We start from the raw sequence: 20,213 nt of genomic DNA, 5'->3' as shown, positions 1-20,213 counted from the left end.
CGTTTACCTCAGTTTCAGGGTGGCAAGGCCAATCAGCACGAGAATCACGGTGATGATCCAGAAGCGGACGATCACCCGTGGCTCGGGCCAACCCTTGAGTTCAAAGTGGTGGTGGATCGGCGCCATGCGGAACACGCGCTTGCCGGTGAGCTTGAACGAGGCCACCTGGATGACCACCGACAGGGTTTCCATCACGAACACGCCGCCCATGATGAACAGGACGACTTCCTGGCGCACGATCACCGCGATGGTGCCCAGCGCAGCGCCCAGGGCCAGCGCGCCGACGTCGCCCATGAATACCTGCGCCGGGTAGGTGTTGAACCACAGGAAGCCCAGGCCCGCGCCGATCAGCGCGCCGCAGAACACGATCAGCTCGCCCGCGCCCGGCACGTACGGGATCAGCAGGTATTCGGCGAACTTCACGTTGCCCGACAGGTAGCAGAAGATGCCCAGCGCGCCGCCGACCATCACCGTCGGCATGATCGCCAGGCCATCGAGGCCGTCGGTCAGGTTGACCGCGTTGCTCGAGCCGACGATGACGAAATAGGTCAGCACGATGAAGCCGGCGCCCAGCGGGATGGCCAGGTCCTTGAGCATCGGGATGATCAGCGTGGTCTCGACGCTGGTCGGCGCGGTCTTGTAGAGGAAGATCGCCGCGGCCAGGCCGAACACCGACTGCCAGAAATACTTCCAGCGGCTCGGCAGGCCGCGGGAGTTCTTCTCGATGACCTTGCGGTAGTCGTCGACCCAGCCGATGGCGCCGAACGCCAGGGTGACGATCAGCACCACCCACACATAGCGGTTGGTCAGGTCGGCCCACAGCAGGGTGCTGATGGCGATGGCGGAGAGGATCAGCGCACCGCCCATGGTTGGGGTGCCGGACTTGGACAGGTGCGATTGCGGGCCGTCGTTACGCACGGCCTGACCGATCTGGCGGATCTGCAGGGTACGGATCATCCACGGGCCCAGCCACAGGGCCAGGGACAGCGCGGTCAGTACACCCAGGATCCCGCGCAGGGTCAGGTACTGGAAGACCGCGAAGCCCTTGTGGAACTGTTGCAGATACTCAGCCAACAGCAGCAGCATTAATGTTTCTCCCCGCTGGCGCCGCACAGTGCGGCCACGACGTTTTCCATCGCAGCGCTGCGCGAGCCCTTGATCAAGATAGTGGTGTCGCTGACGGCCTCGGCCTTGACGGCTTCGATCAGCTCAGCTTGAGTGGCGAAATGGCGGCCATTGGTACCGAATGCCTTAACGGCGTAGGCCATGTTGGTGCCCACCGCGTATAGCGCATCGACCTTGCTACGTGCGTAGTCACCCACCTGGCGGTGACCTTCCTCGGCCCATTGCCCCAGTTCGCCGATATCCCCGAGCACCAGGACGGTGCGGCCGGAAAAGCCGGCGAGTATATCAATGGCGGCACACATCGAGGTGGGATTTGCGTTGTAGCTGTCGTCGATCACCCGCGCGCCACTGGGCGCAATCTGCGCAACGGTACGGCCCTTGACCGGTTGCACGGCGCCAAGGCCGGCGGCGATGCCGCTCAGGCTCAGACCAACGGCATGGGCGGCGGCGGCGGCGGCCAAGGCATTGCTGACGTTGTGGGTGCCAAGCAGGTTCAGTTGCACCGGGACGCTGCCGTCCGGGCCATGCAGGGTGAACGAGGGGCAGCCACGGGCGTCGCGGCCAATATCGCTGGCGTGGAAGTCGGCCTGCGGATTGTCCAGCGCAAAGCTGATAACGCGATGATTGCCCGCGCGCTGGCGCCAGATGTCGAACGCCTTGTCGGCCAGGTTGAGGATGGCCGTGCCACCCTCGCCCAGGCCTTCGAGGATCTCGCCCTTGGCCTCGACGATCTTCTCCGGGCCGCCGAACTCGCCGACGTGAGCGGTACCGGCGTTGTTGATGATGACCACCTGCGGTCGGGTCAGGCCGACGGTGTAGCGGATCTCGCCGATGCGCGAGGCACCCAGTTCGATCACTGCGGCGCTGTGCTCCGGGGCGATCTCCAGCAGGGTCAGCGGTGCGCCGAGGTCGTTGTTGAGGTTGCCACGGGTGGCATGCACCGGTCCGCGGGTGCGCAGGATCGCGGCGAGCATTTCCTTGACCGTGGTCTTGCCGCTGGAGCCGGTGATGGCCACCACCGGCTTGTAGAAGGCAGCACGATTCAGCGCGCCGAGCTGGCCAAGCGCTACGCGGCAGTCGGCGACCACCAGTTGCGGCAGATCGACACCGGCGATTTCGCGCTCGACCAGCGCGGCGACGGCCCCCTTGGCCTTTACATCGGCCAGGTAGTCATGGCCATCGAAGCGCGGCCCGCTGAGGGCGACGAACAGTTGACCGGCAGCGACGCTGCGGCTGTCGATGCTGACGCCGGTGAAGCTGGCGTCGGCGCCTGCCAGGCGTGCACTCAAGGCAGCAGTCAGCTGGCTGAGCATCATGGGCTTAAGCATGTGGAGCCTCCCAGGCGGCTAGGGCCTTCTTGGCTTCGACCAGATCGGAGAAGTCATGGCGCTCGCCATTGATCTCCTGGTAATCCTCGTGGCCCTTGCCGGCCAGGACGATCACATCCTCGGCAGCAGCAGTGGCGACCAGATGGGCAATGGCCAGGCCACGGCCAGCGACGAACTCCACGCTGTCGGGCTGGTCAAAGCCGGGGCGAATGTCATCGAAGATGCGCTGCGGATCCTCGGTACGCGGGTTGTCATCAGTCACCAGCACACGATCGGCCAGGCGCTCGGCGACTGCCGCCATCAACGGGCGCTTGCCGGCGTCACGATCACCACCACAGCCGAACAGGCACAGCAACTTGCCGTGGGCGTGCGGGCGCAATGCCTCGAGCACCTTTTCCAGGGCATCCGGGGTGTGGGCGTAGTCGACCACCACCAACGGCTTCTCACCGCCACCCAAGCGCTGCATGCGACCGACCGGGCCCTGCAACTGCGGGGTGACTTTCAGGATTTCGTCCAGCGAGTAATCCAGCGCCAGCAGGGTAGCCACCGCCGCCAGCATGTTGCTCAGGTTGAAGCGCCCCAGCAGCTGGCTGCGCAGGCTGCGTTCGCCCTGTGCGGTGACGAGGGTGGCTCGTACGCCATCATCGTCGAACGTGGCCTCGCGGCAAAACAGCGAAGCGTCCGGGTTTTCCAGGCTGTAGCTGAGCAACCGGGTCTCGATATGATCGGCACTCGGGCGGCGGGCGAAGTCGGCAGCCAGGCGGCGTCCGAACTCATCATCCAGGTTGACCACCTGGCAACGCAGGCTCGGCCAGGCGAACAGCTTGGCCTTGGCGGCCTCATAGGCCTCCATGCTGCCGTGATAGTCCAGGTGATCGCGCGACAGGTTGGTCATCACCGCGATATCGAACTCCAGCGCAGCGACCCGCCCTTGCTCGAGAGCGTGAGAGGACACTTCCATGGCCACGGCCCTGGCACCCGCTTTTTTCAGGTCGTTGAGGGTCGACTGCACGGCGATAGGGTCCGGCGTGGTCAGGCGGCCGCTCTGCAATTCACCGTAGAAGCCGGTGCCCAGGGTGCCGATCAGCCCGCAACGCTGGCCAAGGGCGTCGAGCGCCTGGGCCACCAGCTGGGTGACGCTGGTCTTGCCGTTGGTACCGGTGACCCCCACCAGGTTCAACTGGCGGCTGGGTTCGCCATAGAAGCGCCCGGCGATCTGCGACAGCTGGCCGATCAGCCCCTTGACCGGAATCAGCGGCGCGTCGGTAATCGGCAACACGCAGGTACCCTGCTCTTCATAGGCGACGGCAGCGGCGCCACGGGCCAGTGCGTCGGCAATATGCTCACGGCCGTCGACCTTGGCACCCGGCACGGCGAGGAACAGATCACCCTGGCGCACCTGGCGGCTGTCCAAGGTCAGCTCGCGGATCAGCGGATCGCGGCTGGCATGGGCGAACAGTTTGCTCAATGGCATCGTCATCAACCTCGCCCTCCCTTGGCGGGTACTGCGCTGGCTTGCTGCGTCGAAGGCGGCGGCAGGTTGTCCGGCGGTACATTCATCAGGCGCAGGGTGCCTGACATCACTTTGCTGAATACGGGCGCCGAGACCAGGCCGCCGAAGTAGCCACCCTTGCTCGGCTCATCGATGACCACGACGATGGCGTAGCGCGGGTCGCTCATTGGACCGAAGCCGGCGAACAGCGAACGGTAGGCGTTCTCGGTGTAGCCCTTGGAGCCGACGGTGGCTTTACGCGCGGTACCCGACTTGCCGCCCACGTGGTAGAACGGCACCTGGGCACGGAACACGCCACGCGGTGCTTCGATCACCTGCTGGAGCATGGCCTGCACGGTTTCGGCGGTTTCCTTCGGGATCGCCTGCACAGCCTCCGGGGCCTTGTCGACCTTGAGAATGGACAGCGGCACCATCTTGCCGTCGTTGGCCAATGCCGCATAGGCATGCACCAGCTGCAGCGCGGTCACCGATACGCCATAGCCATAGGAAAGCGTCGCGGTCTCGGCCTTGCGCCAGTCGCGGTGATTCGGCAGGTTGCCCACGCGCTCACCCGGGAAACCGAGCCCGGTGTATTGGCCCAGGCCCACCTGGGACATGACCCGGTAGATGGCCTCGCCACCAATATCGAAAGCGATCTTGCTCATGCCGACGTTGGAGGAGTTGATCAGGATGCCGGTCAGGTCGAGGATCGGCCCACCACCACGCGATACGTCCTTGATGGTGTAGCGGCCGATCTGCAGGGTGAAGGGATACACCTCGACCTTGTCGGTCGGCTTCCAGCGCCCGCTTTCAAGCGCGGCGCTCATCGAAATCGGCTTGACCGTGGAGCCTGGTTCGAACACATCGATGATCGCCCGGTTGCGCATCGCCGCCGGGAACATGCTGCGGCGGTTGTTCGGGTTGTAGGTCGGCTGGTTGACCATCGCCAGGACCTCGCCGGTCTTGACGTCCATGATCACCAGGCTGCCAGCCTTGGCTTCCTGTTCGGCGATGGCGTTGCGCAGCTCGCGGGTGGCCAGGTACTGCAGGCGCAGGTCTATCGACAACGCCAAGGTCTTGCCGGCCTTGGCGTTCTTGGTTACCTGGATGTCCTTGATCAGCCGGCCACGCCGGTCCTTGATCACCTGCCGCTTGCCGGGCACCCCGGCGAGCCATTCGTCGTAGGCGAGCTCGACGCCTTCACGGCCATGGTCATCCAGGTCGGTGAAGCCGACCATGTGCGCGGTGACGTCGCCAGCCGGATAGAAGCGGCGGAACTCTTCGAGGCCGTAGACGCCCGGAACCTTCAAGTCGAGCACGTGCTGGCCCTGCTCCGGGGTCAGGCCGCGGACCAGGTAGATGAATTCCTTGTTGGCCTGCTGGGTAAGACGCTCGCTCAACTGCTGTGGGTTCTGCCCAAGTGCGGCGGCCAGCTGCGGCCAGCGATCCTTGGCCGCCTGCATTTCCTTGGGGTTAGCCCACAAGGTGGTGACGGGCGTACTGACAGCCAGCGGCTCACCGTTGCGATCGGTGATCAGGCCACGGTGCGCGGGGATGGGAATATGGCGCAGGCTGCGGGCATCGCCCTGCCCCTTGAGGAAGTCGCGGTCGACGACCTGCAGGTCGATGATGCGCCAGCAGATAGCACCGACCATCAGCGCCAGCAAACCGATCACCACCCGGAAGCGCCAGGGGTAGAGTGCGCCTTCGAGCTTCATCATGGCGCCACCATCCGCACTTCGTCAGCAGCGGGCACGCGCATCCTGAGCTGCTCCGAGGCCAGGCTCTCGATGCGACTGGAGGCAGTCCAAGTGCTTTGCTCGAGGATCAACCGGCCCCACTCGGCCTGGGCCTTGTCGCGCTCGTTCAGTTCACCGTACAGGGTATTGAGCAACTGACGGTTCCAGTGAGCGCTGTAGGAAACGGCGATCGCCGAAATCAGGACGGCGACGAACAGCAGAAGCATCAAAAAGCTTCCGCCTGGCAGCGGCTTGGCAAACAGCCTGCTCACCGCAACTTCTCCGCTACCCGCATCACGGCGCTGCGCGACCGCGGGTTGGCCTTGAGTTCGGCTTCGGAGGCGAACTGCGCCTTGCCGATCAATTTGATCTTCGGCTCGAAGGCCTTGTGCTGAACCGGCAGGTTGCGCGGCAGGTTGTCTGCCTCGCCCTTGACCAGCTTGCGCATGAACAGTTTGACGATACGGTCTTCCAACGAGTGGAAGCTGATCACTGCCAGGCGGCCACCCACTTCAAGGGCGTCGAGCGCGGCTTCAAGGCCGGTCTCGAGGTCGCCAAGCTCGTTGTTGACATGGATACGCAGGCCCTGGAAGGCCCGGGTCGCAGGGTTCTTGCCCTTTTCCCAGGCCGGGTTGGCAACCTTGAGCACTTCCGCCAGGTCGGCGGTGCGGGTGAACGGCTGCTTCTCGCGGCGCTCGACCACAGCGCGCGCCATGCGACCGGCGAAGCGCTCCTCGCCGTACTCCTTGAACACGCGGGCAATTTCTTCGACGGGGGCGGTGGCGACAAACTCGGCTGCACTGATGCCCTGGCCCGGGTTCATGCGCATGTCCAACGGACCGTCGTTAAGGAAGCTGAAGCCGCGCTCGGGGTCGTCCAGTTGCGGCGAGGATACGCCCAGGTCGAGCAGGATGCCGCTGACCTTGCCATCCAGGCCGCGGGCGCGCACTTCGTCGCCGAGCTCGGCAAAGCTGCGCTGCACAATGACAAAGCGGCCGTCTTCGGCCGCCAGCGCTTGCCCGGTGGCAATCGCCTGTGGATCCTTGTCGAACCCCAGCAACCGCCCTTGCGGCCCAAGCTTGCTGAGGATCAGGCGGCTGTGGCCGCCACGCCCGAAGGTGCCGTCCAGATAGCAACCGTCGGCGCGCAGGGCCAATGCCTCGACGGCTTCGTCGAGGAGGACGGTGATGTGGTTGAAGCCGCTATCTATGGTCACAGGATCAGGTCACGCAAATCATCGGGCATGGCGCCCGGTTGTTGAATAGCTGCAAGGTCGGCTGCCGAAACCGCGTTCCAGGCATCCTCATCCCACAGCTGGAATTTGTTCAGCTGCCCCACCAGCATCGCCTTCTTGTCCAGCTTGGCGTACTCACGCAGGCGGGGCGGCACCAGGAAACGCCCACTGCCATCGAGCTCCAGGTCCACCGCATTGCCGATCAGCAAACGCTGCAGGCGACGGTTTTCCTCACGCAACGACGGCAAGGCGCGCAACTTGGCTTCTATCTGTTCCCACTCATCGAGGGGATAAACACACAAGCAGGGGTCAACGGCGTCGATGGTCACGATCAATTGACCATTGCAACGCGAATCGAGCTCGTCACGGTACCGGCTCGGCATGGCGAGACGGCCCTTTGCATCGAGGCTGACGGCGTTGGCTCCGCGGAACACGGCTGCGATTCCCCACAATGTTAGCTTTTTTGTGCCAGAAAACCCACTTCATCCCACTTTCTGCCACTTGCGCACACTATAGGAATCCGCCCGCCACACCGTCAAGGCACGTTCATAAGGAAATCCCTTACAGGACGGCGATTTAGCGCAACAAAGGAAGGTGGAAGGATTACAAGAGGGAAAAACTGACGGAAAAAATCAAACACACTCAAGCGGATAGAGTGAGAAGTTAAAGTAATTTATTAAGAGTAAGATTTTTTCGGTATTACCAGGACGCATCTGCTATCGATTCAAGCAGGAAAGGAAGAGGTGGAGAGTCGATCTGTAAGCCGGGTTTTGTCGAGGACAGTCATTCCTCTACGACGGCCATCACTGGACGCCTCTAGCAACCTACCCGGTTCCGACGCGGGCCACGCCGTATGGAACCCTATTTGGTCTTGCTCCGAGTGGGGTTTACCTAGCCACGGACTGTTGCCAGCCGTGCGGTGCGCTCTTACCGCACCTTTTCACCCTTACCGGCACCGAAGTGCTTAGGCGGTTGTTTTCTGTGGCACTTTCCGTAGGCTCGCGCCTCCCAGGCGTTACCTGGCACTCTGCCCTATGGAGCCCGGACTTTCCTCCCCCGCCTTTTGCGGAACAAAAGACGGCAGCGACTGTCCGATCGACTCTCCGCCGCCAAGGTTACCGGTAGCCGCGCTCAAGAACAAGCGGCGCGACCATTAATACCATTATGCCACTAATGGGCTTTCTGCTTTTCCAGGGCCAATTGGTAGAGCAGGTTCTTGCGCACCCCGGTGATCTCGGCCGCCAGCGCCGCTGCTTTCTTCAGCGGTAGCTCGGCCAGCAGCAGATCCAGCACTCGCTGCGCCTCGGCGCTGATCGCCTGCTCGCCCTCCGGCGCGCTCCAACCGGCCACCAGCACCACGCACTCGCCACGCTGCTGATTGCTGTCACCCTGTACGAATGCGCGCAACTCGGCCAACGGCAAGCCTTTGAGGGTCTCGAAGGTCTTGGTGATCTCGCGCGCCAGCAGCGCCGGACGCTCGCCACCGAACACCGCTTCCATGTCCTCCAGGCACTCGAGGATCCGGTGTGGCGCCTCGTAGAAGATCAGCGTGCGCGGCTCTTCCTTGACCTGCTCCAGACGCGCGCGGCGCCCGGCGGCCTTGGCCGGCAGGAAACCTTCGAAGATGAAGCGGTCCGACGGCAACCCCGCCGCCGACAGCGCGGCGATCAACGCACAGGCGCCCGGCACCGGCACCACCTGCACGCCCGCAGCACGCGCCTGGCGCACCAGGTGATAGCCCGGATCGGAAATCAGCGGCGTACCGGCATCGGACACCAGCGCCACATCGTCGCCGGCCAGCAGGCGGGTGATGAAGCGCCCACCCTCGTCACGCTCGTTGTGCTCATGACAGGCTGCCAGTTGCGTATCGATGCCGAAATGCTGCAGCAGACGCACCGAGTGGCGGGTGTCCTCGGCAGCGATCAGGCTGACATCCGCCAGCACCTTCAGTGCCCGGGCGCTCATGTCGTCGAGGTTGCCGATGGGCGTGGCAACGACGTAAAGCTTGCCCAACGTGGATTTCGAAACCCCTGCAACATCAGTCACTGCGCACACCTGCTTTCCGGATCAAAGGTCGCCATTGTAGCCCGAGCACCGGTAACAGGGCGCAAAGAACTTCGCCCCAGGCACACCTCGGGCCACCTATAGTGAAGGTTCAGTGTCGGCGAGATCGCGCCGTGCCCCCCGCTTGGGTACAATTGCCGGCCAACTTGATCGAGTAACAGGACCTTTACATGATCGCTTGTCTGCGGCTGCTCACAGCCCTCTGCCTCGCTGCCCTGCTGGCAGCCTGCGCCAGCTCGCCCTCATCCAGCCTGGGCGAACTGCCACGCACCCCGGACGCCAGCATCGAGCAACTGCTCGAGAAGGCGGCCTCCAGCAAGTCCGCCGAGGATGCGGCCCTGCTGCGCTTGAGCGCCGCGGACCTGGCATACAAGCAAAAGGACTTCCCGCGCGCCGCGCGGATTCTCGAGCAGGTCCCGCTGGAGCCGCTCAAGCCCGCCCAGCAGGTGTTCGCCTCCACCCTGGCCGCCGAGCTCGCCATGAGCCGCAACCAGCCCAAGGCCGCCCTGACCGCCCTCGCCCACCCGAGCCTGCAGCGCGTCGGCGAACTGCCGACCGAGCAGCAGGCCCGCACCTACAGCGTTCATGCCGCAGCCCTCGAAGCCGACGGCCAGGTCCTGGCCGCCGCCCAGCAGCGCGTACTGCTGGCCCCCCTGCTCAGCGGCCAGGCCGCCAGCGCCAACAATGACGCGATCTGGGCCCTGGTCGCCTCGCTGCCCGCCGAACAGCTGCAGCAGCCGGCCGCCGACGAGACCCTGGCCGGCTGGACCAGCCTGGCCCTGGCCGTGAAGCGCGCCGGCACCCTGGAACAGCAACAGGCCGCCATCGACACCTGGCGCCAGCAGCATCCAGAACACCCGGCAGCCAAGCAATTGCCGACAACCCTGGTCAAGCTCAAGGAACTGGCCAGCCAGCCACTGACCAAGATCGCCCTGCTGCTGCCCCAGGAAGGCCCGCTGGCCGGTGTCGCCCGCGCCCTGCGTGACGGCTTCATGGCCGCTCACTTCCAGGCCCAGCAAGGTGGCCAGCCCGCCCCTGCAGTACAAGTGTTCGACAGCTCACGCATCACCTCGCTCGACGACTTCTACCGCCAGGCCCAGGCTGCCGGCGTGCAACTGGTGGTCGGCCCGCTGGAAAAGCCGCTGGTCAAGAAGCTCGCCGCCTACCCGCAACTGCCCATCACCACCCTGGCCCTGAACTACGCCGACGCTGGCCAGAAAGCGCCGCCACAACTGTTCCAGTTCGGCCTGGCCGCCGAAGATGAAGCTCGCGAAGTCGCGCGTCGCGCACGCGCCGACGGCATGGTCCGCGCCGTGGCCCTGGTACCGAGCGGTGAATGGGGCGACCGCGTGCTCGCCGCCTTCCGCCAGGACTGGGAAGGCAATGGTGGCACCCTGATTACAGCGCAGCGCATCGCCCAGCCCGTCGCCCTCGCCCAGCAGATCGCTGATCTGTTCCAGCTGCGCCAGAGCGAAGGCCGCGCCAAGAGCCTGCAGAGCACCGTCGGCGGCACCATCGCCGCGCAACCTTCGCGCCGACAGGACATCGACTTCATCTTCCTCGCCTCGACGCCGCAGCAAGCCCAGCAGATCAAACCCACGCTGAACTTCCAGTACGCCGGTGACGTGCCTGTCTACGCCACCTCCAACCTGTATAGCGCCAGCGGTGACGTGAACCAGTACAACGACATGAACGGCATCCGCTTCTGCGAAACGCCGTGGCTGCTGGACACCACCAACAGCCTGCGCCAGCAAGTCGTGCAGCAGTGGCCCCAGGCTGCCGGCAGCCTCGGCCGCCTGTACGCCATGGGCGTCGACGCCTACAGCCTGGCTCCGCGCCTGGGCCAGCTCAAGGCGCTGCCGGACAACCGCGTCGAAGGCCTGTCCGGTAGCCTGAGCATGAACCCCAGCCAGCGCATCGAACGTCAGCTGCCATGGGCCGAATTCGCCGGCGGCCAGGTCAAGCGCCTGCCGGACACCCCTCGCTGATGCCCGGCGCATCGCCCAGCCTTGCCGGCCAGGCAGCCGAAGATCACGCCCTTGAATACCTTCGAGGACAAGGTCTGCGGCTGCTGGAGCGCAACTGGCGATGCAAGGGGGGCGAGCTCGATCTGGTCATGCTCGATGCCGATACAGTAGTATTCGTCGAAGTCCGCTACCGGTTGCATGCGGAGTTCGGCGGAGCGCTCGCCAGTATCGATGGGCGCAAGCAGCAACGACTGGCGCTTGCCGCCAACCTCTTCCTGCAGCACGAACCCCGCTGGGCCACCCGCCCCTGCCGCTTCGACGTTATCGCCCTGCAGGGCCGGGGGCATGCGGGGCAACCGCTTCAATGGCTGAAAAATGCCTTCGAATGCTGAACCCAATTCGATTTTCTAGCTCTATGTTTCGCGGGCTGGTCACTGTTGCGCGTAGCAAAGGCCACCGCCCCTCTTAAGGTCACCCAGATGGACATGCAATCCCGAATTCGCCGGCTGTTCCAGGCCAGCATCGACACCAAGCAACAGGCAATGGACATCCTGGCACCCCACATCGAGCAGGCCAGCCTGGTCATGGTCAATGCCCTGCTCAACGACGGCAAGATGCTCGCGTGCGGCAACGGCGGCTCGGCCGGCGATGCCCAGCACTTTTCCTCGGAACTGCTCAACCGCTTCGAGCGCGAGCGCCCGAGCCTGCCGGCCGTCGCCCTGACCACCGACAGCTCGACGCTCACCTCGATCGCCAACGACTACAGCTACAACGAAGTCTTCTCCAAGCAGATCCGCGCCCTGGGCCAGCCCGGCGATGTGCTGCTGGCGATCTCCACCAGCGGTAATTCGGCCAACGTGATCCAAGCGATCCAGGCCGCCCATGACCGCGAAATGATTGTCGTCGCCCTGACCGGGCGTGATGGCGGCGGCATGGCCTCGCTGCTGCTGCCCGAGGATGTGGAGATCCGCGTCCCCGCCACGGTCACCGCGCGCATCCAGGAAGTCCACCTGCTGGCGATCCACTGTCTGTGCGACCTGATCGACAGCCAACTGTTCGGGAGTGAAGAATGATCTCCAAGCGTATCGGCCTGATGGCCCTGACCCTGTGCCTCGGCGTATCGGGCTGCAGTTCCGTGCTCACCTCGGCGCGTAACTCGCCTATCGAGGATGACCGCGGCACCCGCACCATCGGCAGCAAGATCGATGACTCGCTGATCGAGACAAAAGTCTCGGTCAACATCGCCAAGGCCAATCCGGAGCTGGACAAGGGCTCGCACATCGTCGTCAGCAGCTACAACGGTGTTGTGCTGCTTGCCGGCCAGACACCCCGCGCCGACCTCAAATCCCTCGCAGAACAGACCGCCGGCCAGGTTCAGCGAGTCAAGAAGGTGCACAACGAGCTGCAGGTGATGCAGCCGTCATCGATCCTGGCGCGCAACAACGACGCCTGGCTGACCACCAAGATCAAGACCCAGATGCTGACCGACGAGAGCGTGCCCAGCTCGCGCATCAAGGTCATCACCGAAAATGGCATCGTCTACCTGCTCGGCCTGGTCAGGCAACAAGAGGCCAACGCCGCCACCAATGTGGTGCAGGGTGTGTCGGGCGTGCAGAAGATCGTCAAGCTGTTCGAATACATCGACTGACAACCCCTCGGCGAGCGTCGGGACGCTCGCCTTTTTCACTCTGATCCAGGAAGTACCCCATGAAGAAGTTTCTGCTGCCCGCCCTGCTGATCGGCACCTTCGCCACCCTGGCCGGCTGCTCCACCCCGAGCGTGATCACCCTCAACGATGGCCGGGAACTGCAGACCACCGACACGCCGCACTTCGACCGCAACTCCGGCTTCTACGAGTTCAAGCAACTGGACGGCAAGCCGACCCGCATCAACAAGGACCAGGTGCAGAGCATCAAGGACCTGTAATTGCGGCAGCCATGAAAAAGGCGATCCCTGCGGATCGCCTTTTTTGTCCCTGCCTGTTACTTCACGACTTTCAGGCTCGGACGACCACTGGGACGCGGCGGCTCGGGCGGACCATCGTCATCCGGCTCGACAACGTCGTCCTCAAGGTCATCCTCGTCCGCGAGCGGCGACTCCAGCTCGAAGACCATGCCCTGGCCATTCTCCCGGGCGTAGATCCCCAGGATGGCGCCAATCGGCACATACAGCGTGTGCGCCACGCCACCGAAGCGTCCTTCGAAGCTCACCGCCTCGTTGTCCATGTGCAGGCTGCGCACGGCACTGGGGGAAATGTTCAGGACGATCTGACCATCGCTGGCGAAACCTTGGGGCACCTGAACGGCCGGGTACTCGGCGTTGACCAGCATATGGGGCGTGCAATCGTTGTCGACGATCCACTCGTACAGCGCGCGAACCAGATAGGGGCGACTGGAGTTCATCAACGGCTCCTCTTTAAACCTTGCGCATTTCACGTTCGGTAGCAGACAGGCTCGCCTGGAAAGGCTCGCGGGCGAACTGTCGCTCCATGTAATCCAGCAGCGGCTTGGCCTGCCGCGGCAATTCGATACCCATCACCGGCAAGCGCCAGAGTATGGGCAATAGACAGCAATCGACCAGACTCTGCTCCTCACTCATGAAGCAGGCCATTTCAGCGAACAGCGGGGCCACGCCCGTCAGGCTCTCGCGCAACTCCTTGCGCGCCTGGGTACGTGCCGGCTCGCTGCTGCGCGGATCCAGCACGGTGTCGGCCAGGCTGCACCAGTCGCGCTGGATGCGGTGCATCAGCAGGCGACTGTTGCCGCGGGCCACCGGATAGACCGGCATCAGCGGCGGGTGCGGGTAACGCTCCTCGAGGTACTCCATCACCACGCTCGACTCGTACAGCGCCAGATCGCGATCGACCAGGGTCGGCAAGCTGCCGTAAGGGTTCACTTCGACCAGCTTGGGCGGCAGGCGGTTGGTGTCGACATCGATGATCTGCACCGTGACGCCTTTCTCCGCGAGCACCAGGCGTACCCGATGAGAGTAATGGTCAGCGGGGTCGGAATAGCAGGCTAACCTGTTGGTTGCGCCCATGTAGCGCCTCCTCGCACGGGATGCTTGTAAAAACTGCAAATGAAAACGCGCCCGGGGTGCCCCAGCGACATGACTGGGGCACCCCGGGCGCGTTCAACTACCAGAAACTACTGCGTGATCAGTGCACGTCCTTCCAGTATTCGCGCTTGAGCAAGTAGGCGAACACGAAGAAGAAAGCCAGGTACAGCAACACGTAGGTACCGATGCGCTGGCTTTCCAGTTTGACCGGGTTGGCCGAATAGGCCAGGAAGGTCACCAGGTTCTTGACCTTCTCGTCGAACTGCTCAGCCGTCAGGGTACCGGATTTCTCCTCGACGGTCAGCTGGTCGCACGCTTCATGGGTCAATGGGCTGCCGGTCAGCGGGTCATATTGCTTCTTGCCGTCGACCACACTCTGCACCTGCTTGCAGCCAATCACCTGGTTGCCCTGCAGGCCAACCAGCACGTTAGGCATGCCGACGTTGGGGAAGACCTTGTTGTTCACCCCGTATGGCCGCGACTTGTCTTCATAGAAACTGCGCAGGTAGGTGTACAACCAATCGTTGCCACGCACCCGGGCAACCAGGGTGAGGTCGGGCGGCGCAGCGCCGAACCAGGTCTTGGCATCATTGGGCTGCATGCCGATCTTCATGTGGTCGCCGATCTTGGCGCCAGTGAACACCAGGTTTTCGAGCATCAGCTCGTGGGGGATCCCCAGGTCGTCGGCGACACGCTCGTATCGCTGGAACTTGGCACTATGGCACCCCATGCAATAGTTGGCGAAGGTGCGTGCGCCATCCTGCATCGCGGCCTTGTCGGTCAGGTCGATATCGACCTTGTCCAGCTCCAGGCCGTGTTCGGCGGCGAACGAAAGGCCAGGCATCAATGCCAGCAAGCATACTGCAATAAACTTTTTCATCAGCCAGTCACCCTTTCCGGAACCGGTTTGGTCTTCTCGAGCCTTGTGTAGAACGGCATCAGCAGGAAGTAGGCGAAGTACAACACCGTGCACACCTGCGACAGCAAGGTACGCCCCGGGGTCGGCGCCAGCACGCCCAGCACGCCAAGGATGACGAAGGCCACGCAGAACACCAGCAACCAGATCTTGCTCAGCCAGCCCTTGTAGCGCATCGAGCGCACCGGACTGCGGTCAAGCCAGGGCAACACGAACAGCACCGCGATTGCCGCGCCCATGGCAATCACCCCGAACAGCTTGTCGGGCACCGCGCGCAGAATCGCGTAGAACGGCGTGAAGTACCAGACAGGGGCGATATGCTCAGGGGTCTTGAAGGCGTTGGCCTGTTCGAAGTTCGGTTTTTCCAGGAAATAGCCACCCATTTCCGGGAAGAAGAACACCACGGCACAGAATACGAAGAGGAACACCACCACACCGGCGATATCCTTGACGGTGTAGTACGGGTGGAACGGGATGCCATCCAGCGGGATGCCGTTCTCGTCCTTTTTCTTCTTGATGTCCACGCCATCGGGGTTGTTCGAACCCACTTCGTGCAGCGCCAGGATGTGCAGCACCACCAGGCCCAGGATCACGATCGGCAGGGCCACCACGTGCAGGGCGAAGAAGCGGTTCAGGGTGATGCCGGAGATCAGGTAGTCACCACGGATCCACTGGGTCAGGTCATCACCGATCACCGGGATCGCACCGAAAAGCGAGATGATCACCTGGGCACCCCAGTAAGACATCTGCCCCCAGGGCAGCAGGTAGCCCATGAACGCCTCGGCCATCAACGCCAGGTAGATCAGCATGCCGAACAGCCAGACCAGCTCGCGCGGCTTCTGGTAGGAGCCGTAGAGCAACCCGCGGAACATGTGCAGGTAGACCACGATAAAGAACGCCGAGGCGCCGGTGGAGTGCAGGTAGCGCAGGATCCAGCCGTACTCGACGTCGCGCATGATGTACTCGACCGAGGCGAAGGCCTCTTCCGCCGAGGGGGTGAAACTCATGGTCAGCCACACGCCGGTGACGATCTGGTTGACCAGCACCAGTAATGCCAGCGAGCCGAAGAAGTACAGGAAGTTGAAGTTCTTGGGCGCGTAATACTTGCTTAGATGGTCTTCCCACATTTTCGTCGCGGGGAAGCGCGCATCGATCCACTCCATGAACTTGCTCATCATGCGTTCTCCTGATCGACGCCGATGACGATGATTTCGTCCGACTCGTACGAGTGCGGTGGCACTGGCAGGTTGAGAGGCGCCGGCTGGGATTTGTAGACGCGCCCGGCCAGGTCGTAGTGCGAACCGTGGCAGGGGCAGAAATAGCCACCGACCCACTTCGGCCCCAGGTCAGCCGGGGCAACTTCAGGGCGGAAGGTTGGCGAGCAACCCAGGTGCGTGCACAGACCTACCAGGATGAGAATCTCGGGCTTGATCGAGCGAACTTGCGGGTCGACGTAGGTCGGCTGCACCGACGCCTTGGATTCAGGATCGGACAGCTCGCCGGTGATCTTTTTCAGATTACCGAGGATCTCCTCCGTTCGCCGCACGATGAATACAGGCTGCCCCCGCCATTCAGCTACCATCTGCTGACCGGGCTCGACCTTGGCGATATTGACCTTCACCGGTGCCCCTGCGGCTTTCGCCTTGGCACTGGGAAACCATGACCCCACGAACGGTACCGCTGCCCCCACTGCCCCCGCTGCCCCGACCACGGATGTCGCGGCTACGAGGAAGCGGCGCCGGCCTGCGTTGACGCCGTCATTGCTCATTCAGTCCTCTCCCATCAGCTTGCTTGGCCTGTTTGAACAGGCATCTACTTAGGTACGTCTGTGGCACTAAAAATTGGCCGCAATGGTAAGGAACAAATCCACACGCTGACAAGGTGATTACCCGCTCGTCGGGCTACTACCCTCGCTTTGCTTGATCTGCGTCTATGCGACAAACGGCCACGGACTAGCAGACAGGTTAGTTGAAGACATAAAAAAAGCCCGGTTCCAAAAAGGAACCGGGCTTTTTTCGACTGCCGAAGCGGTATTAACGCTTGGAGTACTGAGGACGCTTACGCGCTTTACGCAGACCCACTTTCTTACGCTCAACTTCACGAGCGTCGCGGGTGACGTAGCCAGCACGACGCAGAGCGCCACGCAGGGTTTCGTCGTATTCCATCAGGGCGCGGGTGATGCCGTGGCGGATTGCACCGGCTTGACCGCTGACACCACCACCGGAAACGGTGACGTAGATGTCGAACTTCTCAACGGTTTCGGTCAGTTCCAGCGGCTGGCGAACAACCATGCGAGCGGTTTCGCGGCCGAAGAACACGTCCAGAGAACGGTTGTTGATGGAGATGTTACCGGTACCTGGACGCAGGAAAACGCGAGCGGTTGCGGTCTTGCGACGGCCAGTGCCGTAGTTTTGAGTCGCCGACATAATGAACTATCCCGTTAGATCTTCAGTTCTTGAGGCTGCTGAGCAGTGTGTGGGTGAGCAGCACCCGCGTACACTTTCAGCTTGCGGTACATGTCGCGACCCAGCGGGTTCTTCGGCAGCATGCCTTTGACCGCGGTTTCGATAACACGCTCAGGGGCCTTGGCGATCAACTTCTCGAAGTTGATTTCCTTGATACCGCCCGGGAAGCCGGAGTGGGAGTAGTACATCTTGTCGGAAGACTTGGCACCAGTCACACGGATCTGCTCGGCGTTGATGACGACGATGTAGTCGCCGGTGTCAACGTGAGGGGTGTATTCTGGCTTGTGCTTGCCACGCAGGCGGCTAGCGATTTCGGTAGCCAGACGACCCAGGGTCTGACCAGCGGCGTCGACTACGAACCACTCGCGCTTTACTGTTTCCGGTTTAGCAGTAAAAGTTTTCATTCTCTAAAGCCTCAGAGGCCGCCCAGCGAAAAATAGACGGCGAATCTTACTGGATAGTGCACAGCTTGCCAAGGGCAAGCGCGCAGCCGAACGCTGACGCTTTTGGGGGCTCGGGTCGGGCACGCCAATGTTCGACAAGGGTTCCCTGCATGGTGGTGCATCACTTCCGCCACACGGAGAGGGGCAGAATTATCCAGATTGCAGGAAAAATTTCAACCTGCTTTTATGGTCATCTTTGCCATGGAGCGTCTACCCGATGGAATACCGCAAGCTCGGCCGTACCGACCTCGACGTCAGCGCCCTGTGCCTGGGCACCATGACCTGGGGCGAACAGAACACCCAGGACCAGGCCTTCGCCCAGATCGCCCTGGCCAAGGCCAGCGGCATCAACTTCATCGACACCGCCGAGATGTACCCGGTGCCACCGCGCCCGGAGACCTACGCCGCCACCGAACGCATCATCGGCAACTGGTTCGCCGCCAACGGCGACCGTGACGACTGGATCCTCGCCAGCAAGGTCGCTGGCCCCGGCAACGGCATCAGTCACATCCGTGACGGCCAGCTCAAGCACAACCGCCAGCACATCGTCGCCGCGCTGGACGAGAGCCTCAAGCGCCTGCAGACCGACCGCATCGACCTCTACCAGTTGCACTGGCCCGAGCGCAGCACCAACTTCTTCGGCAAGCTCGGCTACCAGCACCTGCCCCAGGACATCTTCACCCCGCTGGAGGAAACCCTGGAGGTGCTCGATGAACAGGTGCGCGCCGGCAAGATCCGCCACATCGGCCTGTCCAACGAAACCCCGTGGGGCACCCTGAAATTCCTGCACCTGGCCGAAACCCGCGGCTGGCCCCGCGCGGTGTCGATCCAGAACCCCTACAACCTGCTCAACCGCAGCTTCGAGGTGGGCCTGGCAGAGGTGGCAATCCGCGAGCAGTGCGGTTTGCTGGCCTATTCGCCGCTGGCCTTCGGCATGCTGTCGGGCAAGTACGAAAACGGCGCCCGCCCGGAACACGCCCGCCTGACCCTGTTCAGCCGCTTTGCCCGCTATTCCAATCCGCAGACCGTGGCCGCCTGCGGCCGCTATGTGCAGCTGGCCCGCGAACACGGGCTGGACCCGGCGCAGATGGCGCTGGCGTTCGTGACCCGGCAGCCGTTCGTGACCAGCAACATCATCGGCGCGACGAACCTCGAGCAACTGCGCAGCAATATCGACAGCCAGGCGTTGAATCTGGGCGATGAACTGCTGGCGGCAATCGAGGCGGTCCATCAGGAGCAGCCAAACCCCGCGCCTTGATGCAACGCAGGCGCTGCACTGCTCTTTCGTGGGGTAGACACAATCGCCAAAAAATAAGACGATCCAGCCGGTGATTGACCACTCTACCCTATAAGAACAATGACAATGATGTTTACCCAACCCCCGGCGTCGCTGCGGCGCGTCAGCATCCTGGCCGTTGATAAAGTGTTCGCTTCGACACTGATGCAGGCCAAGGACTTCTTCCACCTGGCCAGCCTGCGCTACAGCAAGCAGCTGGGCCTGGGCCTGCAACCGATGTTCGAGATCGGCCTGGTGAGCCCGGACGGTTTGCCCGTGGACAGCTTCAGCAACGTGCAGTTGCCGGTCGACAGCGGCCTCAACGACGCCGACGTGATCATCCTGCCGGCCTTCTGGGACGACTTCGACAACCTGCTGCAACGCTATCCGCAGGTACTGCCCTGGCTGCGCGAGCAGCATGCCCGTGGCGCGGTGCTGTGCGCCGAGGCCAGCGGCGTGTTCTGGCTGGCCGAGTCGGGGCTGCTCGACGGCAAGGAGGCGACCACCTACTGGCGCTTCTTCAGTAGCTTCGCCGAGCGCTTCCCGAAGATCCGCCTGAACCAGGACAAGCACCTGACCGACGCCGACAATCTCTACTGCGCCGGTGGCACCACCTCGGCCTGCGACCTGTACATCTACCTGATCGAACGCTTCTGTGGCGCCAACGTGGCCCGCGCGGTGGCCCGCGACATCCTCTACGAGGTGCAGCGCAGCTATACCCCGGGGCGCATGGGCTTCGGCGGCCAGAAGCTGCACCAGGACCTGATCATCCTGCAGATCCAGCACTGGCTCGAAGAGCACTTCGCCGACAAGTTCCGCTTCGAGGATGTGGCGCGCAACCACGGCATGAGCATCCGCAATTTCATGCGCCGCTTCCAGAGTGCCACCGGCGACAAGCCCCTGCACTACCTGCAGCGCCTGCGCATCGAGACCGCCAAGGGCCTGCTGTCGAGCACGCGCAAGAGCATCAAGACGATCAGCTACGAGGTGGGCTACGACGACGCGAGTTTCTTCGCCCGGCTGTTCCGCCAGCACACGGAGTTGTCGCCGAACCAGTATCGGCAGCAGTTCATGCAGGAGGCCTGAAAGGCCTCCCAGCTACAAGCC

General features: G+C 63.1%; 22 protein-coding genes and 1 other RNA gene. 7 read left to right on the top strand and 16 right to left on the bottom strand.

Annotated features, from left to right (window positions below):
• Positions 1-3 precede the first annotated feature (3 nt).
• From mraY to rsmI, 9 genes are all read right to left on the bottom strand, one after another.
• Positions 4-1,086 (bottom strand): phospho-N-acetylmuramoyl-pentapeptide-transferase, encoded by a 1,083-nt coding sequence (gene mraY, locus KHO27_RS00940; protein ID WP_011535540.1) that lies wholly within the window; start codon positions 1,084-1,086, stop codon positions 4-6.
• Positions 1,086-2,453, bottom strand: coding sequence for a UDP-N-acetylmuramoyl-tripeptide--D-alanyl-D-alanine ligase (locus tag KHO27_RS00935; protein WP_110700457.1), 1,368 nt, complete (start codon positions 2,451-2,453; stop codon positions 1,086-1,088). Before KHO27_RS00935 ends, mraY begins: the two co-directional genes overlap by 1 nt.
• Positions 2,446-3,933 (bottom strand): UDP-N-acetylmuramoyl-L-alanyl-D-glutamate--2,6-diaminopimelate ligase, encoded by a 1,488-nt coding sequence (locus KHO27_RS00930; protein WP_110700459.1) that lies wholly within the window; start codon positions 3,931-3,933, stop codon positions 2,446-2,448. The genes KHO27_RS00935 and KHO27_RS00930 overlap by 8 nt, the downstream gene beginning before the upstream one ends.
• On the bottom strand, positions 3,933-5,663 hold the full coding sequence (locus KHO27_RS00925) for a peptidoglycan D,D-transpeptidase FtsI family protein (protein ID WP_177485990.1): 1,731 nt from the start codon (positions 5,661-5,663) through the stop codon (positions 3,933-3,935). Before KHO27_RS00925 ends, KHO27_RS00930 begins: the two co-directional genes overlap by 1 nt.
• Complete coding sequence (gene ftsL, locus KHO27_RS00920; RefSeq protein WP_023630124.1) at positions 5,663-5,956, bottom strand: cell division protein FtsL; 294 nt, start codon at positions 5,954-5,956, stop codon at positions 5,663-5,665. Before ftsL ends, KHO27_RS00925 begins: the two co-directional genes overlap by 1 nt.
• Positions 5,953-6,900 (bottom strand): 16S rRNA (cytosine(1402)-N(4))-methyltransferase RsmH, encoded by a 948-nt coding sequence (gene rsmH, locus KHO27_RS00915; RefSeq protein ID WP_046857014.1) that lies wholly within the window; start codon positions 6,898-6,900, stop codon positions 5,953-5,955. Before rsmH ends, ftsL begins: the two co-directional genes overlap by 4 nt.
• On the bottom strand, positions 6,897-7,352 hold the full coding sequence (gene mraZ, locus KHO27_RS00910; RefSeq protein ID WP_011535546.1) for a division/cell wall cluster transcriptional repressor MraZ: 456 nt from the start codon (positions 7,350-7,352) through the stop codon (positions 6,897-6,899). Before mraZ ends, rsmH begins: the two co-directional genes overlap by 4 nt.
• Before the next feature lie 309 nt (positions 7,353-7,661).
• Positions 7,662-8,021: RNase P RNA component class A (gene rnpB / locus KHO27_RS00905), an RNA gene on the bottom strand.
• A 67-nt stretch (positions 8,022-8,088) separates the two neighbouring features.
• A complete protein-coding gene (gene rsmI / locus KHO27_RS00900) occupies positions 8,089-8,964 on the bottom strand; it encodes a 16S rRNA (cytidine(1402)-2'-O)-methyltransferase (protein ID WP_102682669.1) in 876 nt (291 codons plus the stop codon).
• Between the two features lie 188 nt (positions 8,965-9,152).
• Between rsmI and KHO27_RS00895 the strand changes: the two genes are divergently transcribed.
• From KHO27_RS00895 to KHO27_RS00875, 5 genes are all read left to right on the top strand, one after another.
• Complete coding sequence (locus KHO27_RS00895) at positions 9,153-10,970, top strand: penicillin-binding protein activator (protein WP_110700465.1); 1,818 nt, start codon at positions 9,153-9,155, stop codon at positions 10,968-10,970.
• The gene (locus KHO27_RS00890) at positions 10,970-11,341 is read left to right on the top strand and encodes a YraN family protein (RefSeq protein WP_110700467.1); all 372 of its coding nucleotides are present in this window, start codon (positions 10,970-10,972) and stop codon (positions 11,339-11,341) included. The genes KHO27_RS00895 and KHO27_RS00890 overlap by 1 nt, the downstream gene beginning before the upstream one ends.
• A gap of 87 nt (positions 11,342-11,428) precedes the next feature.
• Positions 11,429-12,022: a phosphoheptose isomerase gene (locus KHO27_RS00885; RefSeq protein WP_102682667.1), complete on the top strand. Its 594-nt coding sequence runs from the start codon at positions 11,429-11,431 to the stop codon at positions 12,020-12,022.
• Complete coding sequence (locus KHO27_RS00880) at positions 12,019-12,597, top strand: BON domain-containing protein (RefSeq protein WP_102682666.1); 579 nt, start codon at positions 12,019-12,021, stop codon at positions 12,595-12,597. The genes KHO27_RS00885 and KHO27_RS00880 overlap by 4 nt, the downstream gene beginning before the upstream one ends.
• 59 nt (positions 12,598-12,656) lie before the next feature.
• Complete coding sequence (locus KHO27_RS00875; RefSeq protein ID WP_102682665.1) at positions 12,657-12,875, top strand: YgdI/YgdR family lipoprotein; 219 nt, start codon at positions 12,657-12,659, stop codon at positions 12,873-12,875.
• Positions 12,876-12,931: 56 nt separating this feature from the next.
• Here the strand turns inward: KHO27_RS00875 and KHO27_RS00870 are convergent, their stop codons facing one another.
• The 7 genes from KHO27_RS00870 to rplM all read right to left on the bottom strand — a co-directional run bounded on the left by KHO27_RS00870 (position 12,932) and on the right by rplM (position 17,791).
• Positions 12,932-13,351: a ClpXP protease specificity-enhancing factor gene (locus KHO27_RS00870; protein WP_214501027.1), complete on the bottom strand. Its 420-nt coding sequence runs from the start codon at positions 13,349-13,351 to the stop codon at positions 12,932-12,934.
• 13 nt (positions 13,352-13,364) lie between these two features.
• A complete protein-coding gene (locus KHO27_RS00865; protein WP_102682663.1) occupies positions 13,365-13,988 on the bottom strand; it encodes a glutathione S-transferase N-terminal domain-containing protein in 624 nt (207 codons plus the stop codon).
• A 118-nt stretch (positions 13,989-14,106) separates the two neighbouring features.
• Positions 14,107-14,886 (bottom strand): cytochrome c1, encoded by a 780-nt coding sequence (locus KHO27_RS00860; protein ID WP_110700469.1) that lies wholly within the window; start codon positions 14,884-14,886, stop codon positions 14,107-14,109.
• A complete protein-coding gene (locus tag KHO27_RS00855; RefSeq protein ID WP_023628712.1) occupies positions 14,886-16,097 on the bottom strand; it encodes a cytochrome b in 1,212 nt (403 codons plus the stop codon). The genes KHO27_RS00860 and KHO27_RS00855 overlap by 1 nt, the downstream gene beginning before the upstream one ends.
• Positions 16,097-16,690, bottom strand: a complete 594-nt coding sequence (petA, locus tag KHO27_RS00850; RefSeq protein ID WP_023628711.1) for a ubiquinol-cytochrome c reductase iron-sulfur subunit — start codon at positions 16,688-16,690, stop codon at positions 16,097-16,099. Before petA ends, KHO27_RS00855 begins: the two co-directional genes overlap by 1 nt.
• A 265-nt stretch (positions 16,691-16,955) precedes the next feature.
• Positions 16,956-17,348, bottom strand: a complete 393-nt coding sequence (gene rpsI, locus KHO27_RS00845; RefSeq protein WP_003260797.1) for a 30S ribosomal protein S9 — start codon at positions 17,346-17,348, stop codon at positions 16,956-16,958.
• 14 nt (positions 17,349-17,362) lie between these two features.
• Positions 17,363-17,791: a 50S ribosomal protein L13 gene (gene rplM / locus KHO27_RS00840; protein WP_008097538.1), complete on the bottom strand. Its 429-nt coding sequence runs from the start codon at positions 17,789-17,791 to the stop codon at positions 17,363-17,365.
• 256 nt (positions 17,792-18,047) lie between these two features.
• Between rplM and KHO27_RS00835 the strand changes: the two genes are divergently transcribed.
• Together KHO27_RS00835 and KHO27_RS00830 are read left to right on the top strand one after the other, a co-directional pair.
• Positions 18,048-19,088: an NADP(H)-dependent aldo-keto reductase gene (locus KHO27_RS00835; RefSeq protein WP_094010224.1), complete on the top strand. Its 1,041-nt coding sequence runs from the start codon at positions 18,048-18,050 to the stop codon at positions 19,086-19,088.
• A 207-nt stretch (positions 19,089-19,295) separates the two neighbouring features.
• Complete coding sequence (locus KHO27_RS00830) at positions 19,296-20,192, top strand: GlxA family transcriptional regulator (protein ID WP_173862478.1); 897 nt, start codon at positions 19,296-19,298, stop codon at positions 20,190-20,192.
• The last annotated feature ends 21 nt before the right edge of the window (positions 20,193-20,213 follow it).

Source organism: Pseudomonas sp. RC3H12 (assembly GCF_018596375.1).
GTDB lineage: Bacteria > Pseudomonadota > Gammaproteobacteria > Pseudomonadales > Pseudomonadaceae > Aquipseudomonas.
This window is presented reverse-complemented; position numbering and strand designations above follow the sequence as displayed.

Coding starts and splice junctions, on each gene's coding strand:
- KHO27_RS00880 (WP_102682666.1), top strand. CDS start 12,019: ATGATCTCCAAGCGTATCGGCCTGATGGCCCTGACCCTGTGCCTCGGC.
- KHO27_RS00890 (WP_110700467.1), top strand. CDS start 10,970: ATGCCCGGCGCATCGCCCAGCCTTGCCGGCCAGGCAGCCGAAGATCAC.
- KHO27_RS00935 (WP_110700457.1), bottom strand. CDS start 2,453: ATGCTTAAGCCCATGATGCTCAGCCAGCTGACTGCTGCCTTGAGTGCA.
- KHO27_RS00855 (WP_023628712.1), bottom strand. CDS start 16,097: ATGAGCAAGTTCATGGAGTGGATCGATGCGCGCTTCCCCGCGACGAAA.
- petA (WP_023628711.1), bottom strand. CDS start 16,690: ATGAGCAATGACGGCGTCAACGCAGGCCGGCGCCGCTTCCTCGTAGCC.
- KHO27_RS00865 (WP_102682663.1), bottom strand. CDS start 13,988: ATGGGCGCAACCAACAGGTTAGCCTGCTATTCCGACCCCGCTGACCAT.
- KHO27_RS00870 (WP_214501027.1), bottom strand. CDS start 13,351: ATGAACTCCAGTCGCCCCTATCTGGTTCGCGCGCTGTACGAGTGGATC.
- rpsI (WP_003260797.1), bottom strand. CDS start 17,348: ATGTCGGCGACTCAAAACTACGGCACTGGCCGTCGCAAGACCGCAACC.
- mraY (WP_011535540.1), bottom strand. CDS start 1,086: ATGCTGCTGCTGTTGGCTGAGTATCTGCAACAGTTCCACAAGGGCTTC.
- KHO27_RS00930 (WP_110700459.1), bottom strand. CDS start 3,933: ATGACGATGCCATTGAGCAAACTGTTCGCCCATGCCAGCCGCGATCCG.
- KHO27_RS00860 (WP_110700469.1), bottom strand. CDS start 14,886: ATGAAAAAGTTTATTGCAGTATGCTTGCTGGCATTGATGCCTGGCCTT.
- KHO27_RS00895 (WP_110700465.1), top strand. CDS start 9,153: ATGATCGCTTGTCTGCGGCTGCTCACAGCCCTCTGCCTCGCTGCCCTG.
- KHO27_RS00885 (WP_102682667.1), top strand. CDS start 11,429: ATGGACATGCAATCCCGAATTCGCCGGCTGTTCCAGGCCAGCATCGAC.
- KHO27_RS00925 (WP_177485990.1), bottom strand. CDS start 5,663: ATGAAGCTCGAAGGCGCACTCTACCCCTGGCGCTTCCGGGTGGTGATC.
- KHO27_RS00835 (WP_094010224.1), top strand. CDS start 18,048: ATGGAATACCGCAAGCTCGGCCGTACCGACCTCGACGTCAGCGCCCTG.
- rplM (WP_008097538.1), bottom strand. CDS start 17,791: ATGAAAACTTTTACTGCTAAACCGGAAACAGTAAAGCGCGAGTGGTTC.
- KHO27_RS00875 (WP_102682665.1), top strand. CDS start 12,657: ATGAAGAAGTTTCTGCTGCCCGCCCTGCTGATCGGCACCTTCGCCACC.